We start from the raw sequence: 23055 nt of genomic DNA on the forward strand, positions 1-23055 counted from the left end.
CTCACCCCGCTCGGCCAGACCCTCGTGGGCGCCGGGCCCGGCGCGACCCACCACACCGGGGGTCGGCTGACCCGGCCGGATCAACTCCAACGACGGATCGGTGGAGTCGGCCGGCTCAGACCTCACGCAGCTCCTCGACCTCGTCGGCGCAGCCGAGCACCTGACAGATCTCGACTGTGACGTCCGCCGGCATCATCCCCTCGTGGGAGCAGAGCGTCAGCAGCTTCTGCGCGGAGATGCCCAGGTTGGCCAACAGGTCGGCTTCACCGACCGGGTCGGCCTCCGGGTCCACGACGGGCTGCTCGTTCTCCTCGTCACCGGTGCTCACCGGGCGCGGCTCCTCGTCACCGTCGAGCCCGGTGACAGACGTCTTCAGGTCACCGACCAGCAGCGACCCCAGCGGGGACTCCTCGGCGAAAGCGGAGTCCGACCCGAAGACCCGCAGGTCCTCACCCTCGTCGAGGCGCAGGATCACCAGGTAGGCGTCGTCGGCCTCGACGAAGAGCAGCGACACGTCGGCCTCCAGGTCGACGTCACGCAGCCGGTCGGCGACCTCGTCGATGTCGGTGGCGCCGCGCAGGCTGACCTCGGCGGCGGTCCAGCCACTGTCGTCGCGCACCACGGCCGCAGCGAAGTACGACACGGTCCCCCCAATAGCCCTCGACACAGCGTCGACTCGTTACGCGTGCACGTTAGCCGGTCGCGTCGGCGGGCGACCCGTCAACGCCCCGAAGCGCCTGTCATTCCTGACAAAGTCGGATCAGCCGACGACCCGTCGGCGGGTGGCGATGAGCTGGCGCAGATGCTCGGTGCGCTGCCGCTGCGGTCGGCTGCGCTGGCGGACCGCCCGTGCGCCCGCCAACTCGGCCAACAACTGCAGGCGACGGCGACTGCGATCGGGATCCTGCCGAGGAGTGGTCCAGGCCATAGTCCCGAGGGTGCCGAGTCTCGGCGGCCGCGTCAAGATGGCGTTCGCTACGCAGCCAACCGGGCACAGCGTGCAGTCACCGAACACCGTTTCGGGGCCGGTGCGTGCCGGTCACCACAGCGGCCGGTCACCACAGCGGCCAGTCACCACTCGTCGCCCAGCGGACCGCCACCACGGCGGCGGCGATGCTCCAACCGCCGGCAGTGACGATGGCAACCCCGGTGGCCACCCCTCGGTCGCCGTGACGGACGAGCACCAGGGCGGTGGCCCAGGCCAGCAGACCGGCGATCACCGTCCACCACGCGTAGCTGGCCACGTCGGTGCCGAGCAGGCCGAACAGCAGCAGCCAACCGGTGGCCGCGCCGGCGCCGGAGGCGACCCCACCGCCGGTGATCGGGTGCGGCTCGCGATAGGTGGGCCGGGCCGGTGGCCCGGAGGGAAAAAGACCCGACGGGGTACGCGGCAGCGGGCGGGCGGCACCGAAATCCGGGCCAGGTTCGGGTCGGGCAATGGTCACCGTCGCTGCCCTCCCTCACGCGTGCCGCTCGTGCCCACGGTACCGGCTCTGCCAGGATGACCGGATGTCCTCGCCGACGATCAGCCGCCGCGCTCGTCCGGCGTACCCCATCCTGCTGCTGCTCGCCCCGGTGCTGGCCGCCGGCTGCGCGACCACCCGGCCGGGGGTGCCCGACGGCGCCGCGCCGACGCCACCAGCGGTCTGGGCGACCGCCGAGCAGCCGGCGTCGCAGCCGCCCACGCCGGCCGCGACCGCCCCGAGCCCTCCGGCGCCATCGTCGGCCAGGCCGTCCGCGACGGCACCCCGCACCGGGCTGAAGCATGTCTTTCCGGTACGCGCCGACAACGTCGACTACCACCCGACGCACGGGGCGTACCCGGCAACGGACCTGTTCGCCGACTGCGGCGAACCGTTCGTGGCGGTGACCGACGGGACGGTGCTGGAGGTCAGCCGCGTCGACAGGTACACCAAACGGGGACGGCAGGGGCCGGACAACGGCGGCCTGTCGGTCGCCCTCCTCGGCGACGACGGGGTGCGCTACTACGGTTCGCACCTGAGCGTCATCGCCGGCGGCGTCGACGCCGGGGTGCGGGTCCGGGCCGGGCAGCAACTCGGCAAGGTGGGCCGCACCGGCAACGCCAACAACGTGTGTCACGTGCACTTCGGCATCTCGCCGGGGTGCACCGGCAAGGACGGCTGGTGGATCCGGCGTGGAGTGATCTGGCCGGCGCGTTACCTGGACTCCTGGCGACGCGGCGACAACCGGGAACCGGCCGCCGAGGTCACCGCGTGGCAGCGCAAGCACGGCTGCCCGAAGGCGCCGTGACATGGCTCGCGCGAGAGATCCCATCGCCGACCTGCGCCGGATCGCCTTCCTTCTGGAGCGGGCGAACGAGGCCACCTACCGGGTACGCGCGTTCCGGTCGGCGGCGAAGGCACTGGCCGGCATGTCGGCGGCCGAGCTGACCGAACGGGCCGACAACGGCACGCTCACCGAACTGGCCGGGGTCGGTGACGTGACGGCCCGCTGTGTGGCGGAGTCCCTCGCCGGTGAGGAGCCGGTCTACCTTCGCCGACTGGTGGCGACCGAGGGCAGCGACCTGGACGCCGAGGCCACGGCGCTGCGCGCCGCCCTGCGAGGCGACTGCCACACCCACTCGGACTGGTCCGACGGCGGCTCACCGATCGAGGAGATGGCGCTGGCCGCTGTGGAGTTGGGCCACGAGTACATGGTGCTGACCGACCACTCGCCCCGGCTGACGGTGGCCCGAGGGCTGACCGCGGACCGGTTGCGCCGGCAGCTCGACCACGTGGCGCAGGTCAACGCGGCGCTGCCCGAGGGGTTCCGGATCCTCACCGGGATCGAGGTGGACATCCTCGCCGACGGCTCGCTGGATCAGGACGACGACCTGCTGGAGCGGCTCGACGTGGTGGTCGGGTCGGTGCACAGCGGCCTGAAGGACGAGCGGTCGAAGATGACCCGGCGAATGCTGAAGGCGGTCGCCAACCCGCACCTGGACATCCTCGGCCACGTCACCGGACGGATGGTGTCGTCCCGCCCGGCCGGGGTCACCGGTCCGGGTGACAAGGGGCACCGTGCGCGTACCCGGGCGGAGAGCGACTTCGACGCGGACGCCGTCTTCGCCGCCTGCGCCGAGCACGACACCGCCGTCGAGATCAACTCTCGGCCGGAGCGGCAGGACCCCCCGAAACGCCTGATCCGCCGGGCGCTGGAGGCTGGCTGCCGCTTCGCCATCGACACGGACGCCCACGCCCCCGGGCAACTCGACTGGCAACGATTCGGCTGCGAACGCGCCGCCCTCTGCGGCGTCCCCGCCGACCGCGTGATCAACACCTGGTCGGCAGACCAACTGGTGGCCTGGACGCACAGCCGCCCCTGACCAGCCCAACCCGCCCGGAAACCTCAACACCCCAGCCCGGCGCTCGTCGCCGCGTTGATCGGACCCCGCCGAGGCCCGCCGGCCCCGCAGCGGCCCGTCTGCGGGGGCGGGCGCGGCCCTGTCAGCGGCGGGCGGGTTCCCCGGCAGGTGCGGCGGCGGGTGCAGCCGGTGCGGCCGGTTCCGCGGCGGGGGCTGCGGGGGCGCCGACGCCGACGACCGGGCTGCTCCGGCGGCGACTGAACATGCCCTGCGAGACAGCGACCCCGAGCAGCACGATCAGCGCGCCGACCGGTTGGTGCCAGTTGAGGCGTTCGTCGAGCGCCAGAGCACCGATCAGCACCGCGAAAATCGGGATCAGGTACGTCACTGTGGACGCGGTACTCGCGCCGGCCACCCGGATGTTGCGCATGTTGATCACGAAGGCGAGCCCGGTGCCGAGCGCACCGAGGGTCAGCACACTCGCCACCACCTCGGCCGACAACTCGGTGGGCAGCGGCGGCAGGCCGGCGACGAAGGGGGCGACGATGGCCAACTGCGCGGCGGCGAGCATCAGTTGCGCGGTGGAGAGCGACAGACCCGAGTACGCGCTGCCGGCGACGAACCGCTTCTGGTACGGGATGGCCATGCCGTAGCAGGCCGCCGCGCCGAGGCACATGAGCTGGCCGGTGAAGTGCGCACCGCCGATGCCCTCCCAGACCCCGAGGACCACGAGCACACCGACGAAGCCGAGCCCGAGCCCGACGGCACGACGCAACGTGAGCCGCTCGGTGCGGAAGACCAGCACCGCAAGCGGCAGCACGATCAACGGCGTGGTGGCGTTCCAGATGCCGGCCAGCATCGACTCGACCCGCTGCTCGCCGTAGCCGAAGAGGGTGAACGGCACGGCCACGCCGAAGGCGGCGACGACTGTCAGGTGCGCCCAGACCCGGGGCTCGCGGGGCAGCCGGTCGCGCAGCACGGCGAGGACCACCAGCAGAGTCAACGCGCCGGCGACGACCCGGTAGAGGGTGAGGTGGACCGGGTGCAGCTCGGCCACCCCGACCTTGATGAAGAGGAAGCTGGAACCCCAGATCGCGGCGAGGGCGAGGAAGCCGGGCAGCCAGGCGCGGACCGGCGCCTTGTCAGGAGTGGTCTCGGTGGTCACCCCTGACACTCTGCCGCAACCGTACGACAAAGTCTTCCGGCTTTCGGGCCGTCACGCTGTGGCTGAACCCCCAGCTCGAACACGACAAACGTCGGCGACAACGGGGTGGGGTGGTCACGTAGGGTCGCAGCGTGGGACGAATTGATGAACTCGCCAACCGCTACGTGGCCGAGTGGGCGCCGTTGAGCCCCACCGGCGCGACCTTCGTCGGCATCGCCGGCCATGACGACCAGCTCGACGATCTCTCACCCGACGGGTACGGGGCCCGCGCGGACCTCACCCGCCGCACGCTCGCCGAGTTGGAGGTGACCGAGCCGGATACCGAATCGGAACGGACCGCCAAGGAGGCCATGCAGGAACGGCTCGGCCTGGACCTCGCCCGGTACGACGCCGGCGAGGTGACCAGCGAGGTCAGCGTGATCACCAGCGGGCTGCACGAGATTCGCATGGTGTTCGACCTGATGCCGACGGCCACCAGTGACGACCAGGCCAACATCGCCGCCCGGCTCAACGGCTTCGGCGCGGCGCTCGAGGGCTACAAGACCACGCTGCGGGAGGCGCTCGCCGCCGGTGAGGTCAGCTCGAAGGTGCAGTTGGTCGAGGTGGCCAAGCAGTGCGACATCTGGGTCGACCCGACCGGTGACAACTTCTTCCACGGGTTGGTCGAGCGGTTGGGGGCGGAGGGCACGCTCGGCTCGGAGCTGCGGCGGGGTGCTGCGGCGGCGACTGCGGCGACCGCCGAGTTCGGCCAGTTCCTGCGTGCCGAGCTGGCCCCGCACGGGCGGGACAAGCAGGCCGCCGGCCGGGAACGATACGAGCTCGCCTCTCAGTATTTCCTCGGCGCCAAGGTCGACCTGGACGAGACGTACGCCTGGGGCTTCGCTGAGCTGGCCCGGCTGGAAGCGGAGATGCGGGTCGTGGCGGGGCGGATCGTCGGCCCCGGTGCCACTGTCGACGAGGCCGTGGCCACCTTGGACGCTGACCCGGCCCGGACCATCCGGGGCAAGGAGGCGTTCCGCGACTGGATGCAGGCGCTTGCCGACAAGGCGATCACCGAACTGCACGGCACCCACTTCGACATTCCGGAGCAGGTCCGCCGGATCGAGTGCTGCCTCGCCCCGACCAGCGACGGCGCCATCTACTACACCGGCCCCAGTGAGGACTTTTCCCGTCCGGGTCGGATGTGGTGGGCGGTGCCGCAGGGCATCACCGACTTCTCCACCTGGCGGGAGGTGACGACGGTCTACCACGAGGGCGTCCCGGGTCACCATCTCCAGGTGGCGCAGACCGCCGTCCGAGCTGATCTGCTCAACCGCTGGCAGCGGCTGCTCTGCTGGGTCTCCGGGCACGGCGAGGGCTGGGCGCTGTACTCCGAGCGGCTCATGGACGAGCTGGGTTACCTGGAGGACCCGGGCGACAAGCTGGGCATGCTCGACGGTCAGGCGATGCGCGCGGCACGGGTGATCGTGGACATCGGCATGCACCTGGAGCTGGAGATCCCGAAGGACAACCCCTTCGGTTTCCACCCCGGCGAGCGGTGGACGCCCGAGCTGGGCTGGGAGTTCATGCGGGCGCACTGCCGGGTTCCGGACGAGAACCTGCGCTTCGAGCTGAACCGCTACCTGGGGTGGCCGGGGCAGGCGCCGTCGTACAAGGTGGGTGAGCGGATCTGGCTCCAGGCCCGCGAGGACGCCAAGGCCCGCAAGGGCGCCGATTTCGACCTGCGGGAGTTCCACCGGCAGGCGTTGGACCTGGGTGCGCTGGGTCTCGACCCGCTGCGTCAGGCGCTGGCCCGGCTCTGAGCCACTGCTGAGCCTTTGACGGCTCCGCTGTCCGGGGACAGCAGGCTGCCACAGCACCGAGGGGTGGACCGCATCGCGGTCCACCCCTCGGTCACACGTCCTGTCGTACGCCTGTCAGCGCTGCTCCACCTCGCCGGGAGCCGGACGCTGGGTCGGCACCGTCGGGTCCTCCGAGCGCCAGTTCGTCGAAGCCGGCGGGATCTCGTCGGTCAGTAGCCCGGCCACCGGCTGCGGCCTGGGCTGCTCGACGGTCTCCTCGTCGCGTACCGGCTCCTGGTCCACCCGGGTCGGCGTCGAGTCGGCGACCGGCGGCTCGGCGCGGTGCCGGGCTGCCCCGCCCTCCGGCCGGGTCACCAGCCACACCCCGAGGACGACGGCGAGCAGACCGAGCACACCAGCGACGATCGGGCCCCAGAAACTGATCAGGCCGATCTTGAAGCGGTTGTCCTTGACCGTCGCGACACTGCGGCTGACAGTGTCGTCGGTGTAGTTGAAGTCCGCGTCCAACAGCACGGTGGGGGTGCCGGTGTTGGGGCGCAGCTCCTTGTGCTGCTGCTCCCGCACGTTCACGTAGGACCCGGTGACCGGGTCGACCCAGAGCGTACGGGTGTTGCTGTAGACCACCTGGCCGCTCGTGGCGCCGGGCGCGAACTTGCCGACGAGCGTCTGGATGCTGCTCTCCGGGGTCGCCAGCACCTCGTTCTCGATCCGCTGCTCGAAGCGGTACGTCTCGATGCCCTTGATCTTCTCGGTGCCGACGAACCTGGCCGGGACAGCTCGCTTCAGGTCACGGTCGAAGACCTGGTAGTCGCGCTTGGCGGTGCCGAACGGGAACTTGTAGATCTGGCCGGAGTACTTCACGTTGCCGACCGGAGTGCCGTCCGCCCCCGTCTCGTTGAGCCACTGCTCCTTCCACGAGGCGGCCGCACCGGAGATCCGGTAGAGAGCGAGTTCGGTGCTGTACTGGCTGACCACGTCCTGGTTGTCGACGCGCCGGACCGTCTGGTAGACGTCCCAGATCACCGCGTCGCCCTTCAGGTCCTTGGGCAGTCGATCCTTGGTGTCGTCGGGCTGGGGAATGACCTCGACGTTGGACACCAGATCGCCCTGCGGGACCTCGATGCTCACCGAGCTTCCGGTTGCCGTGATCTTCAGGAACCTGGCGTTCTTCGCCTCGGCGACGGACGTCGTCGGCTCAAGATCATAGGGGAGCTTGGTCACGGCGGGGGCCACGTAGAAAGGCAGCCCGGCCGCGAAGACCAGCAATAAGACGCCAAGCCCGAAGAGCGCGGCGCCCACGCGAAGCTTCACTCATCCTCCTGTAACCTGCCGCCCTACGACCTGTTGTCCGGGGCACCCGATCCTTAACATGGCGGGAGGTTACTCCCCGGTCACCTTCAAAGCGACCCCCTGGATGTCCAGATGTCCACAGCCGCCGCGCCAACAGTTTCGGAGCCTTCGGTAACCGTCCGACTCCCCGCCCTCGACGCGCTGCGAGCAATCGGCGCGGTGGCGGTCGTCGGTCACCACGTCGGGTTCCAGACCGCCGTCACCATGAACACCACCTGGGGCGGCTGGCTGGCGCGACTGGACGTCGGCGTCGCCATTTTCTTCGTACTCTCCGGGTTTCTGCTGTTCCGGCCGTGGGCGCTCAGCGCGGCCACGGGCCGGGCCCGGCCTCGTGCGAAGCGCTACCTGTGGCGGCGGGCCCTGCGCATCCTGCCCGCCTACTGGTTGGCGGTCGCGGTCTGCCTGATCGTCCTGCCGCAGAACGGGAAGGCGTCCGTCGGCGACTGGGTCCGCCACCTCACCTTCACCCAGATCTACCAGCCGGGGCAGTTGCGCGCCGGGCTCAGCCAGACCTGGAGTCTCGCCACCGAGGTTGTGTTCTACCTGATCCTGCCGCTGGTGGCAGTGCTCGCCCTCGGTCGGTCCTGGCGCCCGGTCCGGACCGTCGTGATCATCAGCGGGAGCGCGCTGCTGACCGCCGGGTGGCTCGTCCTGATGGGGCTCGGCCACCTCGACGCCGCCCTGCACACCATGTGGTTTCCCTCGTACGCCGCCTGGTTCGGCACCGGTATGGCGCTGGCCGCGGCGCACGTAGCCCTGCGCACCGGGACCGCGCCGGCGGCGTTCCGGGTCCTCGACGACCTGGCCTCGGCGCCGGTCACCTGCTGGGCTGCCGCCGTCGGCCTGATGGCAATCGCGACGACGCCCGTCGCCGGCCCCCGCGACCTCGCCGAGCCGACGGCCGCCGAGTTCGGCGTCAAGCTGGCCCTGTACCTGGTGGTCGCGGCGCTGATCCTGATCCCGGTGGCCTTCGGCGGGCCGAGCCGGGCGAAGGATGTCTTCGGCAGCTCGCAGGCCCGCTGGCTCGGCGCGGTCTCCTACGGGCTGTTCCTGTGGCACCCCATGGTCATCGAGCTGATCTACCTGGTCGACGACCGACCGCTCTTCACCGGCGGGCTGCTCAGCACGTTCGCCCTCACGATGGCGTTCGGCCTGGTGTACGCGGCGGTCAGCTACTACGGCGTCGAGCGGCCTCTGCACGTGCTCGGGTCGCAGGGTCGACGCCGATCGACAGGGCCTGGCAAGGCATCCGGGGCCCCCGCCGCAGACGTGCCCGCACCGGCCGCCACCTCGCCGACCGTCGCGGCTGGCACGCCGGTGACCACTGTCGGCGGGTAGCACCCAGCGCTGGCCCATCGGGGCATTGCCGGCCGGCACGGCAGCCCCTAATGTGACGCGGGTCGCTAAATTACTTGAGAGTAGGGTTCGCGTGGAGCGTCGCTTCGGCATGCCCGGACACGTGTTGTTCCTCAACTGGCGAGACACCCGCAACCCCGAAGGTGGCGGTTCCGAGGTGTACGTCGAGCGGATCGCCGCCGAGCTGGTGGCGCGCGGTTTCCGTGCCACTCTCTTCTGCGCCGCCCACAGTCAGGCACCCGCCGACGAGGTCAACGAGGCGGGCGTACGACTGGTGCGGCGCGGTGGCCGACACACCGTCTACCTCTGGGCGGCCCTCTGTTACGTAGCGGGCGCACTGGGTGTCGGCCCGCTGGCGGCCCGCCGAGGGGGCCGGCCCGACGTCCTGGTCGACGTCTGCAACGGCCTGCCGTTCCTCGCCCCGCTGTGGGCCCGACGCCCGGTGGTCAAACTGATCCACCACGTGCACCGCGAGCAGTGGCCGGTGGTGCTTCCACAGTGGGCGGCCCGGTTCGGCTGGTGGATCGAGTCGTCGCTCGCCGTACGCCTCTACCAGCGGTGCCGCTACGTCACCGTCTCCGAGGCGACCCGCCGGGAGCTGGCTGAGCTCGGCGTTCCTCCGGAGCAGGTCTCGGTGGTGCACAACGGCACCCCGACGCTGCCCCCCACCGACGTCGAGCGGTCGTCGTTCCCGCTGCTCGTGACGCTGAACCGGTTGGTGCCCCACAAGCGGGTCGAGGTGGCGTTGCGGGCCGTCGCGGCCCTCGCCGACGAGCTGCCCCAACTGCGTCTGGTCGTCGCCGGTCAGGGCTGGTGGGAGTCGCACCTGCGCGACCTCGCGGCGGAACTGGACATCACCGACCGGGTGGACTTCCGGGGCTTCGTGACCGAGGAGGAGAAGGCCGCCCTGCTCGCCTCGGCCTGGGTGGCACTGACCCCGTCCCTCAAGGAGGGCTGGGGGCTGACGATCGTGGAGGCGGGTTCGGCGGGCACCCCGACTGTCGCCTTCCGGGGAGCCGGCGGGGTCGCCGAGGCTGTCGTCGACGGGCGTACCGGTCTGCTGGCCGACGACATCGACGACTACCTGACGAAGGTGCGCACGCTCCTGCACCGGGATGAGCTGCGGCGGGAGATGGGCGCCCAGGCCCGGGAACACGCGGCCAGCTTCACCTGGCAGGCCGCCGGTGGACGCTTCGAGGCGATCCTCACGGGTGTGGAGTCGCCCCGCCCAGTGCCGCAGCGGGGCGAACCGTCCTACCTGTCGCCGTAGACCGCGGGGGCGTACGGGTCCTTCTTACCGGCCCGCTTGGCCGCCTCCGAGACCTGCTTGGCCTCTTTCGCGGCCTCCTCGTCGGTGGCGGTCGCGGCGGCCGAGATCCCGCCGAGAGCCAGGATCCCCAGCAACGCCGCCACCAGGCCAGACACGGCCAGGGTCAAAGCTCTACGCATGCCAATCCTCCAATGGCGAGACGTGCGAGCGGACGTTACCACGCGGTAGGTCGCCGGTGTAGTGCCGAAACGGCGGCAGCGACGACCACCAGAAGGGCAGCGCCGAGGGCCACCACCACCGCCAGTCGGGCGGCTCCGGAGGCGCCCTTTTCGGGCACCGTGGCCGGATTTCGGTACAGCGTCAGTGACGGTCCGTCGTGGACGCGCACCAGGCCGCTGAGCACCTGAGGGTCCACCTCGCCGGAGACCTCGTGCTGCACCAGGACCCAGCGCACGCCGGTGCTCCAGACCGGTCGCCCCTCGGCCAGTGCCCGGCGCATCTCGCGGACGCGCGGATTCTCACCGGCCACCGCGACGTCGCCGACCCGGAGCGTGTCGTCGGTCAGCACCGTCCCCGGCAGGTAGCGGGGCGCCGGGTCCAGGACCACCCGATCGGGATTCCACTGGTACGCACGGTAGGCGCTCAGCGGCAACGCGAGGACCTCCCCCGGTTCCTCGTCGACGTACTCGGCAACCCGTTGCCACTCCGCCGGATAGCTCACCGGGCGAAGCCGACCGGCACCACCGAAGGCCAGGTCCGGCAGGACCGCCACCGGCAGGAACAGCAGCCCGACCAGGACCACCCCGGCCACCTCACTGTCGATCCGGGCCACCAGCCGCTCCGCCCCCACCGCCGCGCACAGCACAAGCAGCAGGGCGTACGGGGCGAGGAACTTCTGGCCGTCGCGCAGCAGCCCCGCGCCCGGCAGGTGCACCACCGCCCAGCGCAGCGCGGCATCCCCGCCGGGGAGCACCCCGAGCGCGGCGAGCAGACAACCGGTCCCGGCGAGCACCGCCAGCCGCGCCGCCGCACCAGGGGGCAGCCGGCGCCGCAACAGGTTCGCACCGACGCCGGCCAGGATCAGCAGCACCGCTGTCGCCACCGGCACCAGCGGCGCGCTCCGACTGGCCGGAGTGGCCTGCGCGCTCCAGATTCCGCCGGTGCCGGCAAGCGCCACCAGTGGGCCGGCCCAGTTCTCCGACCGCGCCGCGAACGCCGCCACCCCGGCCGGGTCCGAGGAACCACCGGCACCGGTGACCACTGCCGCGACGACCCAGGGGGCGTTGAGCACCCCGACCGCGGCCACCGCCTGCCAGGCCCGGTGCGGATGCACCCGCTGCGACACCAGCAACGACCGCGACGCGCGCATCCGGTCCGACGTCAGCACCAGCACAGTGCCGAGCGCGATCAACCCGCCGGTCGGCGTGATGGCGGCGGGAGCGGCAGCGAGCACCACGCGGGCGAGCGCACCGGGGCGCCCCGCCCGCAGGTCCAGCGCCGCCCGCACCAGCCAGGGCAACGCGGCGTACGCGAGCAGCAGCCCCCACTGCCCGATCAGCAACCGCTCGGCGAGGTACGGCGTCCACGCGTACGCCACAGCGGCGAACAACCGGACGACGCGCCGGTCGGTGGGCACCAACCGGCCGGCGCCGACCGCCGCGAGGAAGACCGCCCCGACGAGCGCCAGCCGCTGCACCACCCAGCCCGGCACGAGCTGGGTGACGAGCGAGACCACCGCGTCCATCGGCACCGCCCGGGGCAGGCTCTGCGCCGGGGCGACGAGATCCCAGGTCAACGGCTGCCGGGGTACGAACACCATGTCGTACAGCAGCGCGTAGCCGGGCGCTGCCAGCGGGGCCAGCACCAGCACCGTGACCGCCGCCGCGACCGCGTACAGCGGCAGCGTGTCACGCCTCCGCCGAACCGGTGCGGCCTCCGCGCCGTCGGTCGGGTCAACCATTCACGACGCCGGCACCGCCCGACCGACGGTGATCAACTCGGTGCACACCCCGACCCCGGGCGTCCGCACGGTGACCTCGACGGCGTCTCCCGCACCCTCCACCAGGAAGAAGAGGTCGTTCAGCCCGCCCCGCAGGGTGATCTCGCGGGTGGCCTCCCCGAGCCGGAACAGGGCCGTCGAGTCACCCGAGCTGAGGTAGCCGAAGTGCACCACGTACGGCCACTCCACCAGGTAACCGTCCAGCGGGATCCGCGTGGGTCGACCACCTTGCGCCAGGTGCCCGCAGCCGGCCACCGGGCCGGGCACGATCTTCCGCCCCTCGACCACCACCGGACGGATCCGGCCGAGGTCGTCGAACGTCGACGGTCGCGCCGCCTCCGTCACGAAGGTGGGGCGACGCTCGGCCGGGCGGAAGAAGTGCGACTGGAGATTGTCCGGCCAGAAGTAACCGGCGACGACCCGGTCCGGGACCGCGGTGTCGAAGAAGACGGTCCCCGGCGGTGCCGCGGCGAGTTCCGCCTGTGTCGTCGCGAGGTAGTCCCGCCCGTACTTCACGCTCCAGTTGTCCCCGAAACGGGCAGTGCTCCACAGGGTGCCCACACCGATGGTGGCCAGCACGACGATCATCGACACCAGGCCGACAGCGAAGGCCCCCGGCTCCCGCAGGACCGTCGGCACCGGCCACGCCGACACCTCGTCCTCGTCGGTGTCCTTGATCCCCAGCAGGGCCGCCCCGATGCAGATAGCGGCGACGAGCACCACGTCGGCGACGTACCGGGGAATGACGCCGACCAGTGGGCCGAGCGGGCCGCCGAGCCGGGTGACGGCGAAGAGCGTGGCGACCAGCCCGAGGTAGGAGGTGAGCAACAGCCAGGCCCGGCCGGCCGACGGCCGCCGCCGGACGGTCACCACGACGAGCGTCGCCAGCACCGCCCAGGACAACCACTTGGCGATGTCGTACGGGTCGACGAGCGGGGGACCGTCCCCGGCGTAGGTCCAGCGCCAGGGGCCACCGAGCAGACCCGGCACCATGGTCTCGCCGAGCAGGTCACCGAGGAAGTTGAGGACCGGACCGACAGACGTCGGATCCCGCAACTCACCCGTGGGACGGGTCAGGTAGAACGCCAGGTATCCGCCCGACAGCACGCTGAGCATCAGCCAGGCCGGCCAGTGCCTGCGGATCGCCGTCCCGAGACTGCGCCACATTCCACCGGACGTGAAGAGGAAGACGGTCAGCAGGAACAGCAGCGGCACGATCAGCAGGGACTTGGTGTCGAAGAACAGGCCGAACACCAGCCACAGCGCCACCGCCACGAGGTGCCGCAGGCGACCGGTCCGCACGTACCGGACCTGCGCCGTCACCGCCATGACCAGTGCCAACTGCATCGGCAACACGAGCAGCCCGACCAACCACAGCGAGGAGACCTCAAGCGTCAGTGGGCTGAACACGAACAGGCACAGCGGGATGAGCAGGCCCCAGCCGGGCCGGAGCAGATCGCGCAGCAGCCGGTAGACGGCAATCCCGGTCGCCGCCTGACACACCGCCAGCAGCAACACCCACGGCCAGGTGGCGAAACCCGCCGCCCGCACCATCGCCCACGCCACCAACAGGCCGCCGGGCATGAGGTGGTTGTTGAACGTACGCAGCAGATAGTCCGCGTCCAGCCCGGTGTCGAGCACCTGGGCGGCGATGACGAACTCGTCCTGCGAGAACCACCCACGGGTGGCGAGGCCGGCGCGCCAGGCGACGGAGACGGCGATGAGGGCGATCGCCACGGCGCGGACGGGGTCGGCACGCAGCCATCGGCCGATCGGCCCAGGCCCGTCGCCGTCGGACGCGACGCGTTCCGGATGCGTCTCGGCCTCAGCTTCTGGCATTGACATGGTCGGCAGCCTGCCACACGCTTACACGCCGTGGGGACGGCCGTTCTCCCGATAACGCCACCGCAGCGCCCCTGGTCGCCCGTCCGTGCCCGGTCCGGATAACGTCGCGCGACAGTCGTCGGCTGCAGGTGCGCGTCCGGCCGGTGAAGACAGGAGCCGACATGCGTGCAGAGGTGGCCAGTGGCGCCGCTCCGGGGTCCAGCCGGAGCCGGCACACGGCCCGACGGTTCCGGCACCTGGTCATCTGCATCGCGCTCACCGCCCTCGCCTTCCAGCAGGCTCCCGGCCAGGTCGTTCCCGACACCAAGGTCGACCTGAACGTCAACCCGGCCGGGTGGCTGCTCCGCTCGCTGCACCTGTGGGACCCCACCGGCACGTTCGGCCAGCTGCAGAACCAGGCGTACGGCTATCTCTGGCCGATGGGCCCGTTCTTCCTGCTCGGATCGGAGGCCGGCCTCGCGCCGTGGGTGGTGCAGCGGCTGTGGTGGGCACTGCTCTTCTGCGTCGCCTACCTGGGTGCCGTACGTCTGGCGGGCCGGCTCGGCATCGGAACACCAGCCGGGCGCATGATCGCCGGCGTCGCCTTCGCCCTGTCACCCCGCATCCTCACCCAGCTCGGCTGGTCCTCGGTGGAGGCGTGGCCCAGCGCCGTGGCCCCCTGGGTGATCATTCCGCTGGTCGGTCTCGCCGCCGACGGGCGACTGCGACGCGCGGTCGCCGCGTCGGCCCTCGCCGTCGCCTGCGCCGGCGGGGTCAACGCCACAGCGGTGTTCGCCGTGGTGCCACTGGCACTGCTCTGGCTCGCGACAGTTCAGCCCGTACGCCGCCGGGTCGCCGCCATCGCCGCCTGGTGTGGCGCGGTGGCCCTGGCCACCGCGTGGTGGTTGGTTCCGCTGCTGGTCCTCGGCCGGTACAGCCCGCCCTTCCTGGACTACATCGAGACCGCCCGGAACACCACGAGCGTCACCGACGCGGTGACCACGCTGCGCGGCGCCTCCTACTGGGTCGCCTACCTGGCCTCCCCGTTCGGGGCGACGATCCCGTCCGGGGCGCGACTCGCGAACGGGGCGGTGCTCGTCGCCGCCACCCTGGCTGTCGCCGCTCTCGGTGTGCTCGGGCTGTCCCGACGCGGGATGCCACACCGCCGGTTCCTCATCACCGGTCTGGTGCTCGGCGTCGCGCTCGTCGGGCTCGGGCACGTCGGCGACCTGCCGAACATCCTCGCCGGGCCACAGCGGGAGTTCCTCGACGACGTCGGCGCACCCCTGCGCAACGTGCACAAGTTCGACGTCCTGCTCCGCCTACCCCTGTGCCTGGGCATGGCACACCTGATCGGGTTGGCCGTCCGGGCGGCCCGCACCGCGCCCGCCCGGCACCGTCCGCGAACCGTCGCCCGCGCCTGGCTGACCGCCGGGGCCGCCATCGTCGCCGTCACGGCGGTCGCGACGCCCGCCCTCGCGGGCGGCCTCGCCACCCCGGGCAGCGTCAAGGAGGTGCCGGGCTACTGGCACGAGGCCGCCGACTGGCTCGACGCGAACACCGGGCGCGGGCGGGTGCTCGTCGTGCCCGGGGCGCGCTTCCCGTCGTACGACTGGGGAAACACCACCGACGAGATCACCCAGCCGCTGCTCAACAGCCGGTGGGCGGTACGCAACGCGATCCCCTTCACCCCACCGACCACGATCCGGCTGCTGGACGCTATCGAGTCGACGCTCGCCACCGGCTCCGGGTCGACCGGCCTGGCGGACCTGCTGGCTCGATCCGGGATCAGTCACGTCCTGTTCCGCGCCGACCTCGACCACGGCCGCTCCGACACGGCCCGCCCGGCGGTGGTCCGCCAGGCGCTGGAGCGCTCACCGGGACTGACCCGGGTCACGTCCTTCGGCCCCGTACGCGGCGGGCCCTCGTCGCCCGACGAGTTCCGGGACCACGGGCTCGACGTGCCCGTACGGGCGTTGGAGGTCTACCGGGTCGACCGGCCCGTCGAGCCGGTGGTCGCGTACGACAGAAGCGACGTGACAACCGTGGTGGGCGGCCCCGAGTCGCTCCTCGACCTCGCCGCGGCGGGGCAACTCGGCTCGGCGCCCACAGTGCTGGCCGGCGACGCGTCGACCGGCGACGTCACCGGGCCGGTGGCGATGACCGACGGGCTGCGCCGGCGCGACGTGTCGTTCGGCGGGCTGCGCGACAACACCTCGCAGACGCTCACCGCCGACGACACCTTCGAGGTCACCGCACCCGCCCACGACTACCTACCCGAGTGGGGGGAGCAGCACTCCACGGTCGCCCGCTTCGAGGGCATCAGCGCGATCCGCACCTCCACCGCCCGCTCGCAGGTGGACGCCCCCGGCGGCGCCCGCCCCGAGCACCAGCCGTACGCGGCGATGGACGGCAACCCGGCGACCTCCTGGCAGTCCGCACCGTTCTCGCCGAGCGACCAGCAGTGGATCGAGGTGGGTCTCGCGAACCCGACGACTGTCACCCGGGTCGAGGTGTGGTTCGACCTGAAGGCCGACGCCCTGCCCACGACCGTGACGGTGAGCGCCGGGTACGAGAGCAGCACCGTCGAGCAGTTCAGCGACCACATGGTGTTCGAGCTGCCCGGCGTCCACGCCACCCGCGAGGTCCGGGTCTCGGTCGACGGCGCGTACGACCTCCGCCCGTTCGGAGACGGCGCGGTCGGCATCGCCGAGATCAAGATTCCGGGCATCCAGACCAGCCGCACCCTGGTCCTTCCCGCCGCACCGGCGACCGGCCGACCGGCGACCGTCGTCGTCTCGGCGGCATCCACCACCCCGGCCTGCTTCTCCGTCGACGGGCACCCCCGCTGCTCCACCGACGCCATCCGTGGTTCCGAGGACGCGTCCACCATCGACCGGACCCTCACCCTGCCGGCGGCCGCCGCGTACGACACCAGGCTGTGGGCGCGGCCGACGGCCGGCCCCGACCTGGACAACGCCCTCGACAAGCTGGTGACCGACGCGCAGCCGCTACGGCTGGCCGCGCAGATCAGCGCCTCCTCGACTGCCGTGCCCGACCCGACCGGCCGGGCCGGCGCGGCAGTCGACGGGAACCCGGCCACCAGCTGGTCACCGGCGATCGACGACGAGGCACCGATCCTGCGACTCAAGTGGCTCAAGCCGCAGACCATCACCGGTCTCCGCTTCACCGTCGACGACGAGACACCAGCGACCCGGCTCGGCAGTGTCCGGGTGGTCGGCGACGACGGCTTCCGCAGCAGCCTGCTCGGTGACGACGGGCTACTCCGTCTGGACCCGCCGATGCGGAGCGACGAGATCACCATCCAGTTCCTCGACAAGCCATCCGCCACCAGCACCGACCCGTACAAGCGGCGGTTGCCGGAGAAGTTGCCGGTCGCGGTGGGTGAGGTGACGGTGCTGCCCGGAGCGCCCACCGTCGGGCCGAGCCTCGACACACCGGTGTCGCTGGCCTGCGGCTCGGGTCCGACGCTCCAGGTCGGCGCGGCGCGGGTGACCACGACGCTGCGCGGCACGCTCCGCGATCTGCTGGAGATGCGCGAGATGCCGGTGACGCTGTGCGGCAGGAACACGCCCCGGCAGCTCGACCTGGGCGGCGGGGAGCACCGCGTCGTCGCCACCCCGGGCCGGTTGGCCTCGCCCACCCGGGTCGCCCTGGTGCCCCGGACGCCCACGCCGGCCTCGCCGACCACGGCAACCGCCAGTGCCATCGAGATCGCGACGTGGGCACCCACCGAGCGGCGGGTACGCGTCGCCAGTCACCCAGTCGACCGGGTGCTCGCCGTTCGGGAGAACACCAACACCGGCTGGCAGGCGACCCTCGGCGGGCGAACGCTCACACCACTTGTCGTGGACGGCTGGCAGCAGGGCTGGATTCTTCCCGCCGGCGCGTCCGGGGAGGTGCTGTTGCGTTTCGCCCCGGACACCCCGTACCGGGCGGGGCTTCTCCTCGGCGGCATACTGCTCGCGGTGGTGGTCCTGCTCGCGGTGCTGCCCGCCCGGAGCAGCGCGGCTACCGCCGTACCGCGGGGTCGACGCCGTGTCACCCGTTCGCTGCCGCTGCTGGCCGTCGGGGCCGCCGCGCTTGTGCTGTGGAGCGGCCTCATCGGCGGTCTGTTGGTGGCGGCGGGTTTCCTGCTTGCGGTACCCGGCCCACGCCGCCTGCCCTGGCCGGCCGACCCCCGCCGGGCCCGGACGATCAGTCGGGCCGTCGAGACCTGGCTCCCCGGCGCGCTCGTCCTGCTCGCCGGATGGCTGTACCTCGACTCGACGAAACGGAACACCGACGCGCTCGTGCAGCTCACGATGGTCGTCGCCCTGGGTGCCCTGTGGCTCACCACCGCCGCCCGACGACGCCCGGTACGCCGGGCCGCGCCGACCACCATCATCCCAGCCGTCCCGGAGGTCGTGGCGGCACCGGACTCGGACTCGGACTCGGACTCGGACTCGACCGAGCAGACGCCACCAGACACGGCTGAGGTGCCAGCCGACGGGCAGCGTCCGACCCTCTCCGAGATCACATGAGCCCTCGCCGATCGGTCCGTCCGAAGGGGACGGCGCAGACGGAGCTGGCACGCGGCTGGAGTACGGGTCTCGGCGCCGCGGGGATCAGCGTCACGCTGGCCGGGGTTCTCGTCAACGGCCTGGCCTACCTGGTGCCGGTGCTGGCCGCTCGGCGGCTCGACCCGGCCGACCTCAGCGCGCTCGCCGCGGCCCTCGGCCTGGTGGCCATCGTCGGTGTGCCCGGGCTCGGTCTGCAACTGGCCGTCGCCGTGCACCACGCCCGGCACGGAACCTCCGACACCCGACGGCTCACCGCGGTCACCGCCGCCGTGTGCGCCGGCACCCTCGTCGCGGCGACGCCGCTGCTCGTCGCCGCCCTGGATCTTCCGGTGGAGATGCCGGTGCTGCTGGCGGTCACCACGGCGGCGATCGTGCTCTCCTCCCGGCCTCTCGGCGAGTTGCAGGGTGGTCAGCGCTTCGTACGACTCGCCGTCGGGATGACAGTGCTCGCCACCTGCCGCTACGGCGGCGTCATCGCCGGGTTGCTGCTCGGTACGGGACCGACCGGTGCGCTGGCGGTCGGCGCGGTCACCGCCGCGCTCGCCCCGGCGGTGCTGGCCCGACTCGCCCGCGAGCCCGGACGACAGTCCACCGCGCCACGACTGAGGGCAGCCCAGGTGGTTGCCGGCTGCGGTGCGACACTGGCGATGCTCGTCGTCTCCTACGCCGACCTGCTGCTGGCCCGGCAACTGCTGTCCCCGTCGGATGCCGGGGCGTACTCGGTGGGCACCGTCCTGAGCAAGGGCGCGCTCTGGGCGCCGCAGGTCGCCGCCGTCCTCGCCCTCCCGCGGCTGGCCCGAGGCGACCGGCGCAGCCGCACCGTCGCGCTGGCGGTGACGGGCGGATGCGGCACGGTGCTGGTCCTCGCGTCGACAGTCGCCGGAGGGCTGGCCTTCCGCCTCGCCGGTGGGCCCGACTACGACCACCTCGGCCGGTACGCGCCAGTGTTCGCGGCGGTCGGTGCGCTCTACGCGGTGACGTTCGTGCTGCTCAACGACCGTCTCGCGGCGGGCGCACGATGGGCGGCGGCACCGCTGTGGGTGGGCGTGGCCGGTCTGGTCGCCGGCACTGTGATCCTCCGACCGCACACCGTCAGTGGTCTGCTTCTCGCGGCACTGGGCACTGCTGCGGTCACCACAGCGATGATGGCGGTGGTGGCCCGTCACCCCGCCCGGGCACCGGTGGCTGAGCCGATCAGCCCTCCGCGAGCCAGTCCGTCAGGAGGCGGTGGTCGATCGAATCCGCCCGACCGAGCGGACGACCCGAGGCCACCCGGTCCCGCAACTGCGCCCGGGTGAACCAGCGCGCCTCCAGCAACTCCTCGCCGTCGACCCGTACCTCGTCGGTCGTGGCGGTGGCCCGGAAACCCACCATCAGCCCGGCCGGGAACGGCCACGCCTGCGACCCCTGGTAGGTCACGTCGGCGACTGTCACACCCGCCTCCTCGGTCATCTCCCGACGGACCGCGTCCTCCAGGCTCTCGCCGACCTCGACGAAGCCGGCCAGCGTCGAGTACGCACCCTCGGCCGCGCCCGCGTGCCGGGCCAGCAGGCACCGCCCCGACCGACCGGGTGCCTCGACCAACACGATGATCGCCGGCTCGATCCGGGGAAACAGCAGACGTCCGCACCCCGCGCCGGCGCAGGTCCGCAGGTGCCCGCCGCCGCCGGCGACGGCCGGCGCACCGCACGTCCCGCAGAATCGCTGCTGCCGGTGCCAGTGCAACAAGCCCCTGGCGTACGCCTGGACGGCCGCGTCGCCGGGTTCGAGCCGCCCGACGAGTGCCCGCACGTCGACGGACCGCACCGCACCGGCCATCTCGACGGCGGACCGCTCGGGGAGCTCGGAGAGGTCTGCGGCGAACACGGCGGTTTCCCCGTCGAGGCCCAGGAAGACCGTCTCACCGGCGGCGGACCGGACCAGCGCGGCGCGCTCCGCACCGAGCCGGACCGGCCCGTGGCCGTCGACGAGGCAACGGTCCCGCCACATCGGCAGCAGCACCGTCGTCGACTCGGTGAGCAGGGCATCCAACGTTGTCGGATCGGCGCGCAACGGGCCCGCCCGGTCCAGCCAACCGCCCCCGTACGCCAACACCCGCTCCGCAGTGCCCACCCGGCCACCGTGCCATGTCGGCGACCGGCCGTCGGCACCGACCCCGGTCTGACGCGACACGCCGAACGACACGCGGTAGCAGCGCCTGGTGGGCGCAGCCCACGAGGACGGCCGGGCATTGGTTACCGTAGGTGCCTCCGGGAGGGAGGACCTCCCGCGGCACCCTGGCGATCGAGGTTGCAGTGACGCTGTACGGCGAAAAGAGTCCACCCGCCGACGACCGGCCCACCGTGCAGGTCACCGCGGTCACCTGGCCGGACGACGGATCTGAGCCGGTCACCGCAGCCACCCCCGGGGACCTCGACGGCGGCCCGCGCCCCCCGCGCCGGGGGCGGATGGTGCTCGCCGCCGGCATCACCTCCGGCGTCCTCGCCGCCGTGGCGGGCGCCGGCGTCTGGGCGTACGCCGGTGACGTCCCCCGTGGCACGACGGTGCTCGGCACCGAGCTGGGCGGCCGGAGCCGCGCGGACGCCGACCGCGAGTTGCGGGCCGAACTGGACCGACGGGCGGCAACGCTCGCCACGCCGTTGAAGGTCACCGTCGACGGGCGTACCGCCGAGATCAACCCGGCCGACGTGGGGTTGACAGTCGACGTGCCGGCGACCGTCGCGGCAGCGGCTGAGGCAGACGCGCACCCGGTCAGCCGGTTGGTCGGCTCCCGCACCGTCGACCCCGTCGTCACTGTCGACGAGGGCCGGTTGGACGACGCGCTCCGTAAGGTGCTCGGTGCCCAGGCCCAGGGCATGACGATGCCGGCGATCACCTATCAGGGCACCACGCCGAAGGTCGTACAGCCCAAGCCCGGGCTGGCGTTGAACCCGCAGCGCTCCGCCGAGGTGGTCCGCGCCGGCTGGTTGGCCGGCACACCCGTCACAGTGCCGCTGGTGGAGACCCACCCGGCGACCACGCCCGAGGAGTTGGACCGGCTCGTCAGCGAGCTGGCGAAGCCAGCAGTGGCCGCACCGGTCACAGTGCGCACCAGCAAGGGCCAGGTGGCAATCCCGCCCGCCGCCATCGCGAAGAGCCTCCGGTTCGGCGCCGACAAGACCGGCAAGCTGACCCCGTCGGTGGACGTCAAACGGTTGCGCGCGGCGCTCGGCGACAAGCTGGCCGCCATCGAGGTTCCGCCGAAGGACGCCACCATGACGATCGCCGGTGGCCGGCCCACCGCCAAGGAGGGACGGTCCGGGCAGCAACTGGACACGGCGGCCCTCGGTCGAGACCTGCTCGCCGTGCTACCGAAGGCGGACGGCCGCGAGGTGACAGGCGAGCTGAAGCCGACGCCGCCGCAGCTCACCGGGGAAAAACTTGCCGGCCTGGGCATCAAGGAACGGGTGTCGACCTTCACCACCCGGTTCACCGGCGGCATGGCCTCGTCGCGCAGCCAGAACATCGCGACGATCGCCAGGAAGGTGGACGGCACTGTCGTGCTGCCGGGTAAGACGTTCTCGCTCAACGGGCACACCGGCGAGCGCGGCTACGCCCAGGGCTACCGGGACGCGCCGGTCATCCTCGACGGCAAACTGGTGCCGGGCGTCGGCGGCGGCACCTCGCAGTTCACCACCACGCTGTTCAACGCGACCTACTACGCCGGTCTGGAAGACGTCGAGCACAAGCCGCACTCGTACTGGTTCGACAGGTACCCGGCGGTCATCGAGTCGACCATCTTCTGGCCCAGCCTCGACTTCAAGTTCCGCAACAACACCGAGTACGGCGTACTCATCGACACGTCGTACACGTCGAGCACGATCACCGTGTCGATCTGGAGCACGAAGATCTACGACAGCGTGAAAACGGAGTACGGGCCGCGCCGCAACATCACGACGCCGAGGCAGATCCACCTGACTCCCGGCCCGTCCTGCATCGAGACCAACGGAATCAACGGCTTCACCCAGGACGCCTTCCGGGTCATCAGGAAGGGTGGCGCGGTGGTCAAGCGGGAGAAGTTCACCTGGCGCTACGACGCCGAGCCCCGCTACGTCTGCGGACCGAAGTCGTCCTGAGTCTCCCCGTTGCGCTCGCCGCCCGGCGACGGCACCGTCGTCGAGCAGGGGATATTGCGCCGATCTTGCACTTTCGGTCGTCGACATGAGTGGAATGCCTGTCGTGTCGCAACAGAAAGTGCAAGATCGCTGATCAGGATGGGTCGAGGTCTCGGCGATCACCGGGGACCTGGGAAACGCAGATAAGGCCACCCCGTTAGGGGTGGCCTTATCTGGAAGATTGTCCGGCGGCGTCCTACTCTCCCACACCCTCACGAGTGCAGTAC

Annotated in this window: 17 protein-coding genes; 8 read left to right on the forward strand and 9 right to left on the reverse strand. The window is 71.8% G+C overall.

Annotated elements, in window-relative coordinates; genetic code table 11:
* Nucleotides 1-115: 115 nt before the first annotated feature.
* The 3 genes from ABZ406_RS04325 to ABZ406_RS04335 all read right to left on the reverse strand — a co-directional run bounded on the left by ABZ406_RS04325 (nucleotide 116) and on the right by ABZ406_RS04335 (nucleotide 1445).
* Nucleotides 116-643 carry a tRNA adenosine deaminase-associated protein gene (locus tag ABZ406_RS04325; protein ID WP_357755887.1) on the reverse strand — a complete coding sequence of 176 codons (528 nt, stop codon included), beginning with the start codon at nucleotides 641-643 and terminating at the stop codon, nucleotides 116-118.
* A 117-nt stretch (nucleotides 644-760) separates the two neighbouring features.
* Complete coding sequence (locus ABZ406_RS04330; RefSeq protein WP_354972608.1) at nucleotides 761-928, reverse strand: hypothetical protein; 168 nt, start codon at nucleotides 926-928, stop codon at nucleotides 761-763.
* Nucleotides 929-1055: 127 nt separating this feature from the next.
* On the reverse strand, nucleotides 1056-1445 hold the full coding sequence (locus tag ABZ406_RS04335; protein WP_357755888.1) for a hypothetical protein: 390 nt from the start codon (nucleotides 1443-1445) through the stop codon (nucleotides 1056-1058).
* Nucleotides 1446-1509: 64 nt separating this feature from the next.
* Here ABZ406_RS04335 and ABZ406_RS04340 point away from each other — a divergent pair, with 64 nt between their 5' ends.
* Together ABZ406_RS04340 and ABZ406_RS04345 are read left to right on the forward strand one after the other, a co-directional pair.
* Nucleotides 1510-2271, forward strand: coding sequence for a M23 family metallopeptidase (locus tag ABZ406_RS04340; RefSeq protein WP_357755889.1), 762 nt, complete (start codon nucleotides 1510-1512; stop codon nucleotides 2269-2271).
* 1 nt (nucleotide 2272) lies between these two features.
* Nucleotides 2273-3346, forward strand: a complete 1074-nt coding sequence (locus tag ABZ406_RS04345) for a PHP domain-containing protein (RefSeq protein WP_357755890.1) — start codon at nucleotides 2273-2275, stop codon at nucleotides 3344-3346.
* 121 nt (nucleotides 3347-3467) lie between these two features.
* Here the strand turns inward: ABZ406_RS04345 and ABZ406_RS04350 are convergent, their stop codons facing one another.
* Nucleotides 3468-4490 carry a DMT family transporter gene (locus ABZ406_RS04350; RefSeq protein ID WP_357755891.1) on the reverse strand — a complete coding sequence of 341 codons (1023 nt, stop codon included), beginning with the start codon at nucleotides 4488-4490 and terminating at the stop codon, nucleotides 3468-3470.
* 131 nt (nucleotides 4491-4621) lie between these two features.
* Between ABZ406_RS04350 and ABZ406_RS04355 the strand changes: the two genes are divergently transcribed.
* On the forward strand, nucleotides 4622-6292 hold the full coding sequence (locus ABZ406_RS04355; protein ID WP_357755892.1) for a DUF885 domain-containing protein: 1671 nt from the start codon (nucleotides 4622-4624) through the stop codon (nucleotides 6290-6292).
* Between the two features lie 114 nt (nucleotides 6293-6406).
* On the opposite strand, the gene ABZ406_RS04360 is transcribed toward ABZ406_RS04355, so the two are convergent.
* Nucleotides 6407-7603, reverse strand: coding sequence for a DUF3068 domain-containing protein (locus tag ABZ406_RS04360; RefSeq protein ID WP_357755893.1), 1197 nt, complete (start codon nucleotides 7601-7603; stop codon nucleotides 6407-6409).
* Nucleotides 7604-7714: 111 nt separating this feature from the next.
* On the opposite strand from ABZ406_RS04360, the gene ABZ406_RS04365 reads away from it, so the two are divergent.
* Together ABZ406_RS04365 and ABZ406_RS04370 are read left to right on the forward strand one after the other, a co-directional pair.
* Nucleotides 7715-8980 (forward strand): acyltransferase, encoded by a 1266-nt coding sequence (locus ABZ406_RS04365; protein WP_357755894.1) that lies wholly within the window; start codon nucleotides 7715-7717, stop codon nucleotides 8978-8980.
* A gap of 109 nt (nucleotides 8981-9089) precedes the next feature.
* Nucleotides 9090-10268, forward strand: a complete 1179-nt coding sequence (locus ABZ406_RS04370; RefSeq protein ID WP_357755926.1) for a glycosyltransferase family 4 protein — start codon at nucleotides 9090-9092, stop codon at nucleotides 10266-10268.
* On the opposite strand, the gene ABZ406_RS04375 is transcribed toward ABZ406_RS04370, so the two are convergent.
* The 3 genes from ABZ406_RS04375 to ABZ406_RS04385 are packed head-to-tail and all read right to left on the reverse strand — an operon-like array spanning nucleotide 10253 to nucleotide 14004.
* Nucleotides 10253-10447 carry a hypothetical protein gene (locus ABZ406_RS04375; protein WP_355432343.1) on the reverse strand — a complete coding sequence of 65 codons (195 nt, stop codon included), beginning with the start codon at nucleotides 10445-10447 and terminating at the stop codon, nucleotides 10253-10255. The genes ABZ406_RS04370 and ABZ406_RS04375 overlap by 16 nt on opposite strands.
* Nucleotides 10448-10482: 35 nt before the next feature.
* The gene (locus ABZ406_RS04380) at nucleotides 10483-12228 is read right to left on the reverse strand and encodes a hypothetical protein (protein ID WP_357755895.1); all 1746 of its coding nucleotides are present in this window, start codon (nucleotides 12226-12228) and stop codon (nucleotides 10483-10485) included.
* Complete coding sequence (locus tag ABZ406_RS04385; RefSeq protein WP_357755927.1) at nucleotides 12229-14004, reverse strand: hypothetical protein; 1776 nt, start codon at nucleotides 14002-14004, stop codon at nucleotides 12229-12231.
* 269 nt (nucleotides 14005-14273) lie between these two features.
* Here ABZ406_RS04385 and ABZ406_RS04390 point away from each other — a divergent pair, with 269 nt between their 5' ends.
* Nucleotides 14274-18635: an alpha-(1->3)-arabinofuranosyltransferase gene (locus ABZ406_RS04390; protein ID WP_357755896.1), complete on the forward strand. Its 4362-nt coding sequence runs from the start codon at nucleotides 14274-14276 to the stop codon at nucleotides 18633-18635.
* Nucleotides 18632-19972, forward strand: coding sequence for a polysaccharide biosynthesis protein (locus ABZ406_RS04395; protein WP_357755897.1), 1341 nt, complete (start codon nucleotides 18632-18634; stop codon nucleotides 19970-19972). Before ABZ406_RS04390 ends, ABZ406_RS04395 begins: the two co-directional genes overlap by 4 nt.
* Here ABZ406_RS04395 and nudC read toward each other — a convergent pair.
* A complete protein-coding gene (nudC, locus tag ABZ406_RS04400; RefSeq protein ID WP_357755898.1) occupies nucleotides 19869-20786 on the reverse strand; it encodes an NAD(+) diphosphatase in 918 nt (305 codons plus the stop codon). The genes ABZ406_RS04395 and nudC overlap by 104 nt on opposite strands.
* A gap of 182 nt (nucleotides 20787-20968) precedes the next feature.
* Here nudC and ABZ406_RS04405 point away from each other — a divergent pair, with 182 nt between their 5' ends.
* Nucleotides 20969-22789, forward strand: coding sequence for a VanW family protein (locus tag ABZ406_RS04405; protein WP_357755899.1), 1821 nt, complete (start codon nucleotides 20969-20971; stop codon nucleotides 22787-22789).
* The last annotated feature ends 266 nt before the right edge of the window (nucleotides 22790-23055 follow it).

Origin of the sequence: Micromonospora sp. NPDC005710 (assembly GCF_040630995.1) — a bacterium.
Classification (GTDB): Bacteria; Actinomycetota; Actinomycetes; order Mycobacteriales; family Micromonosporaceae; genus Micromonospora.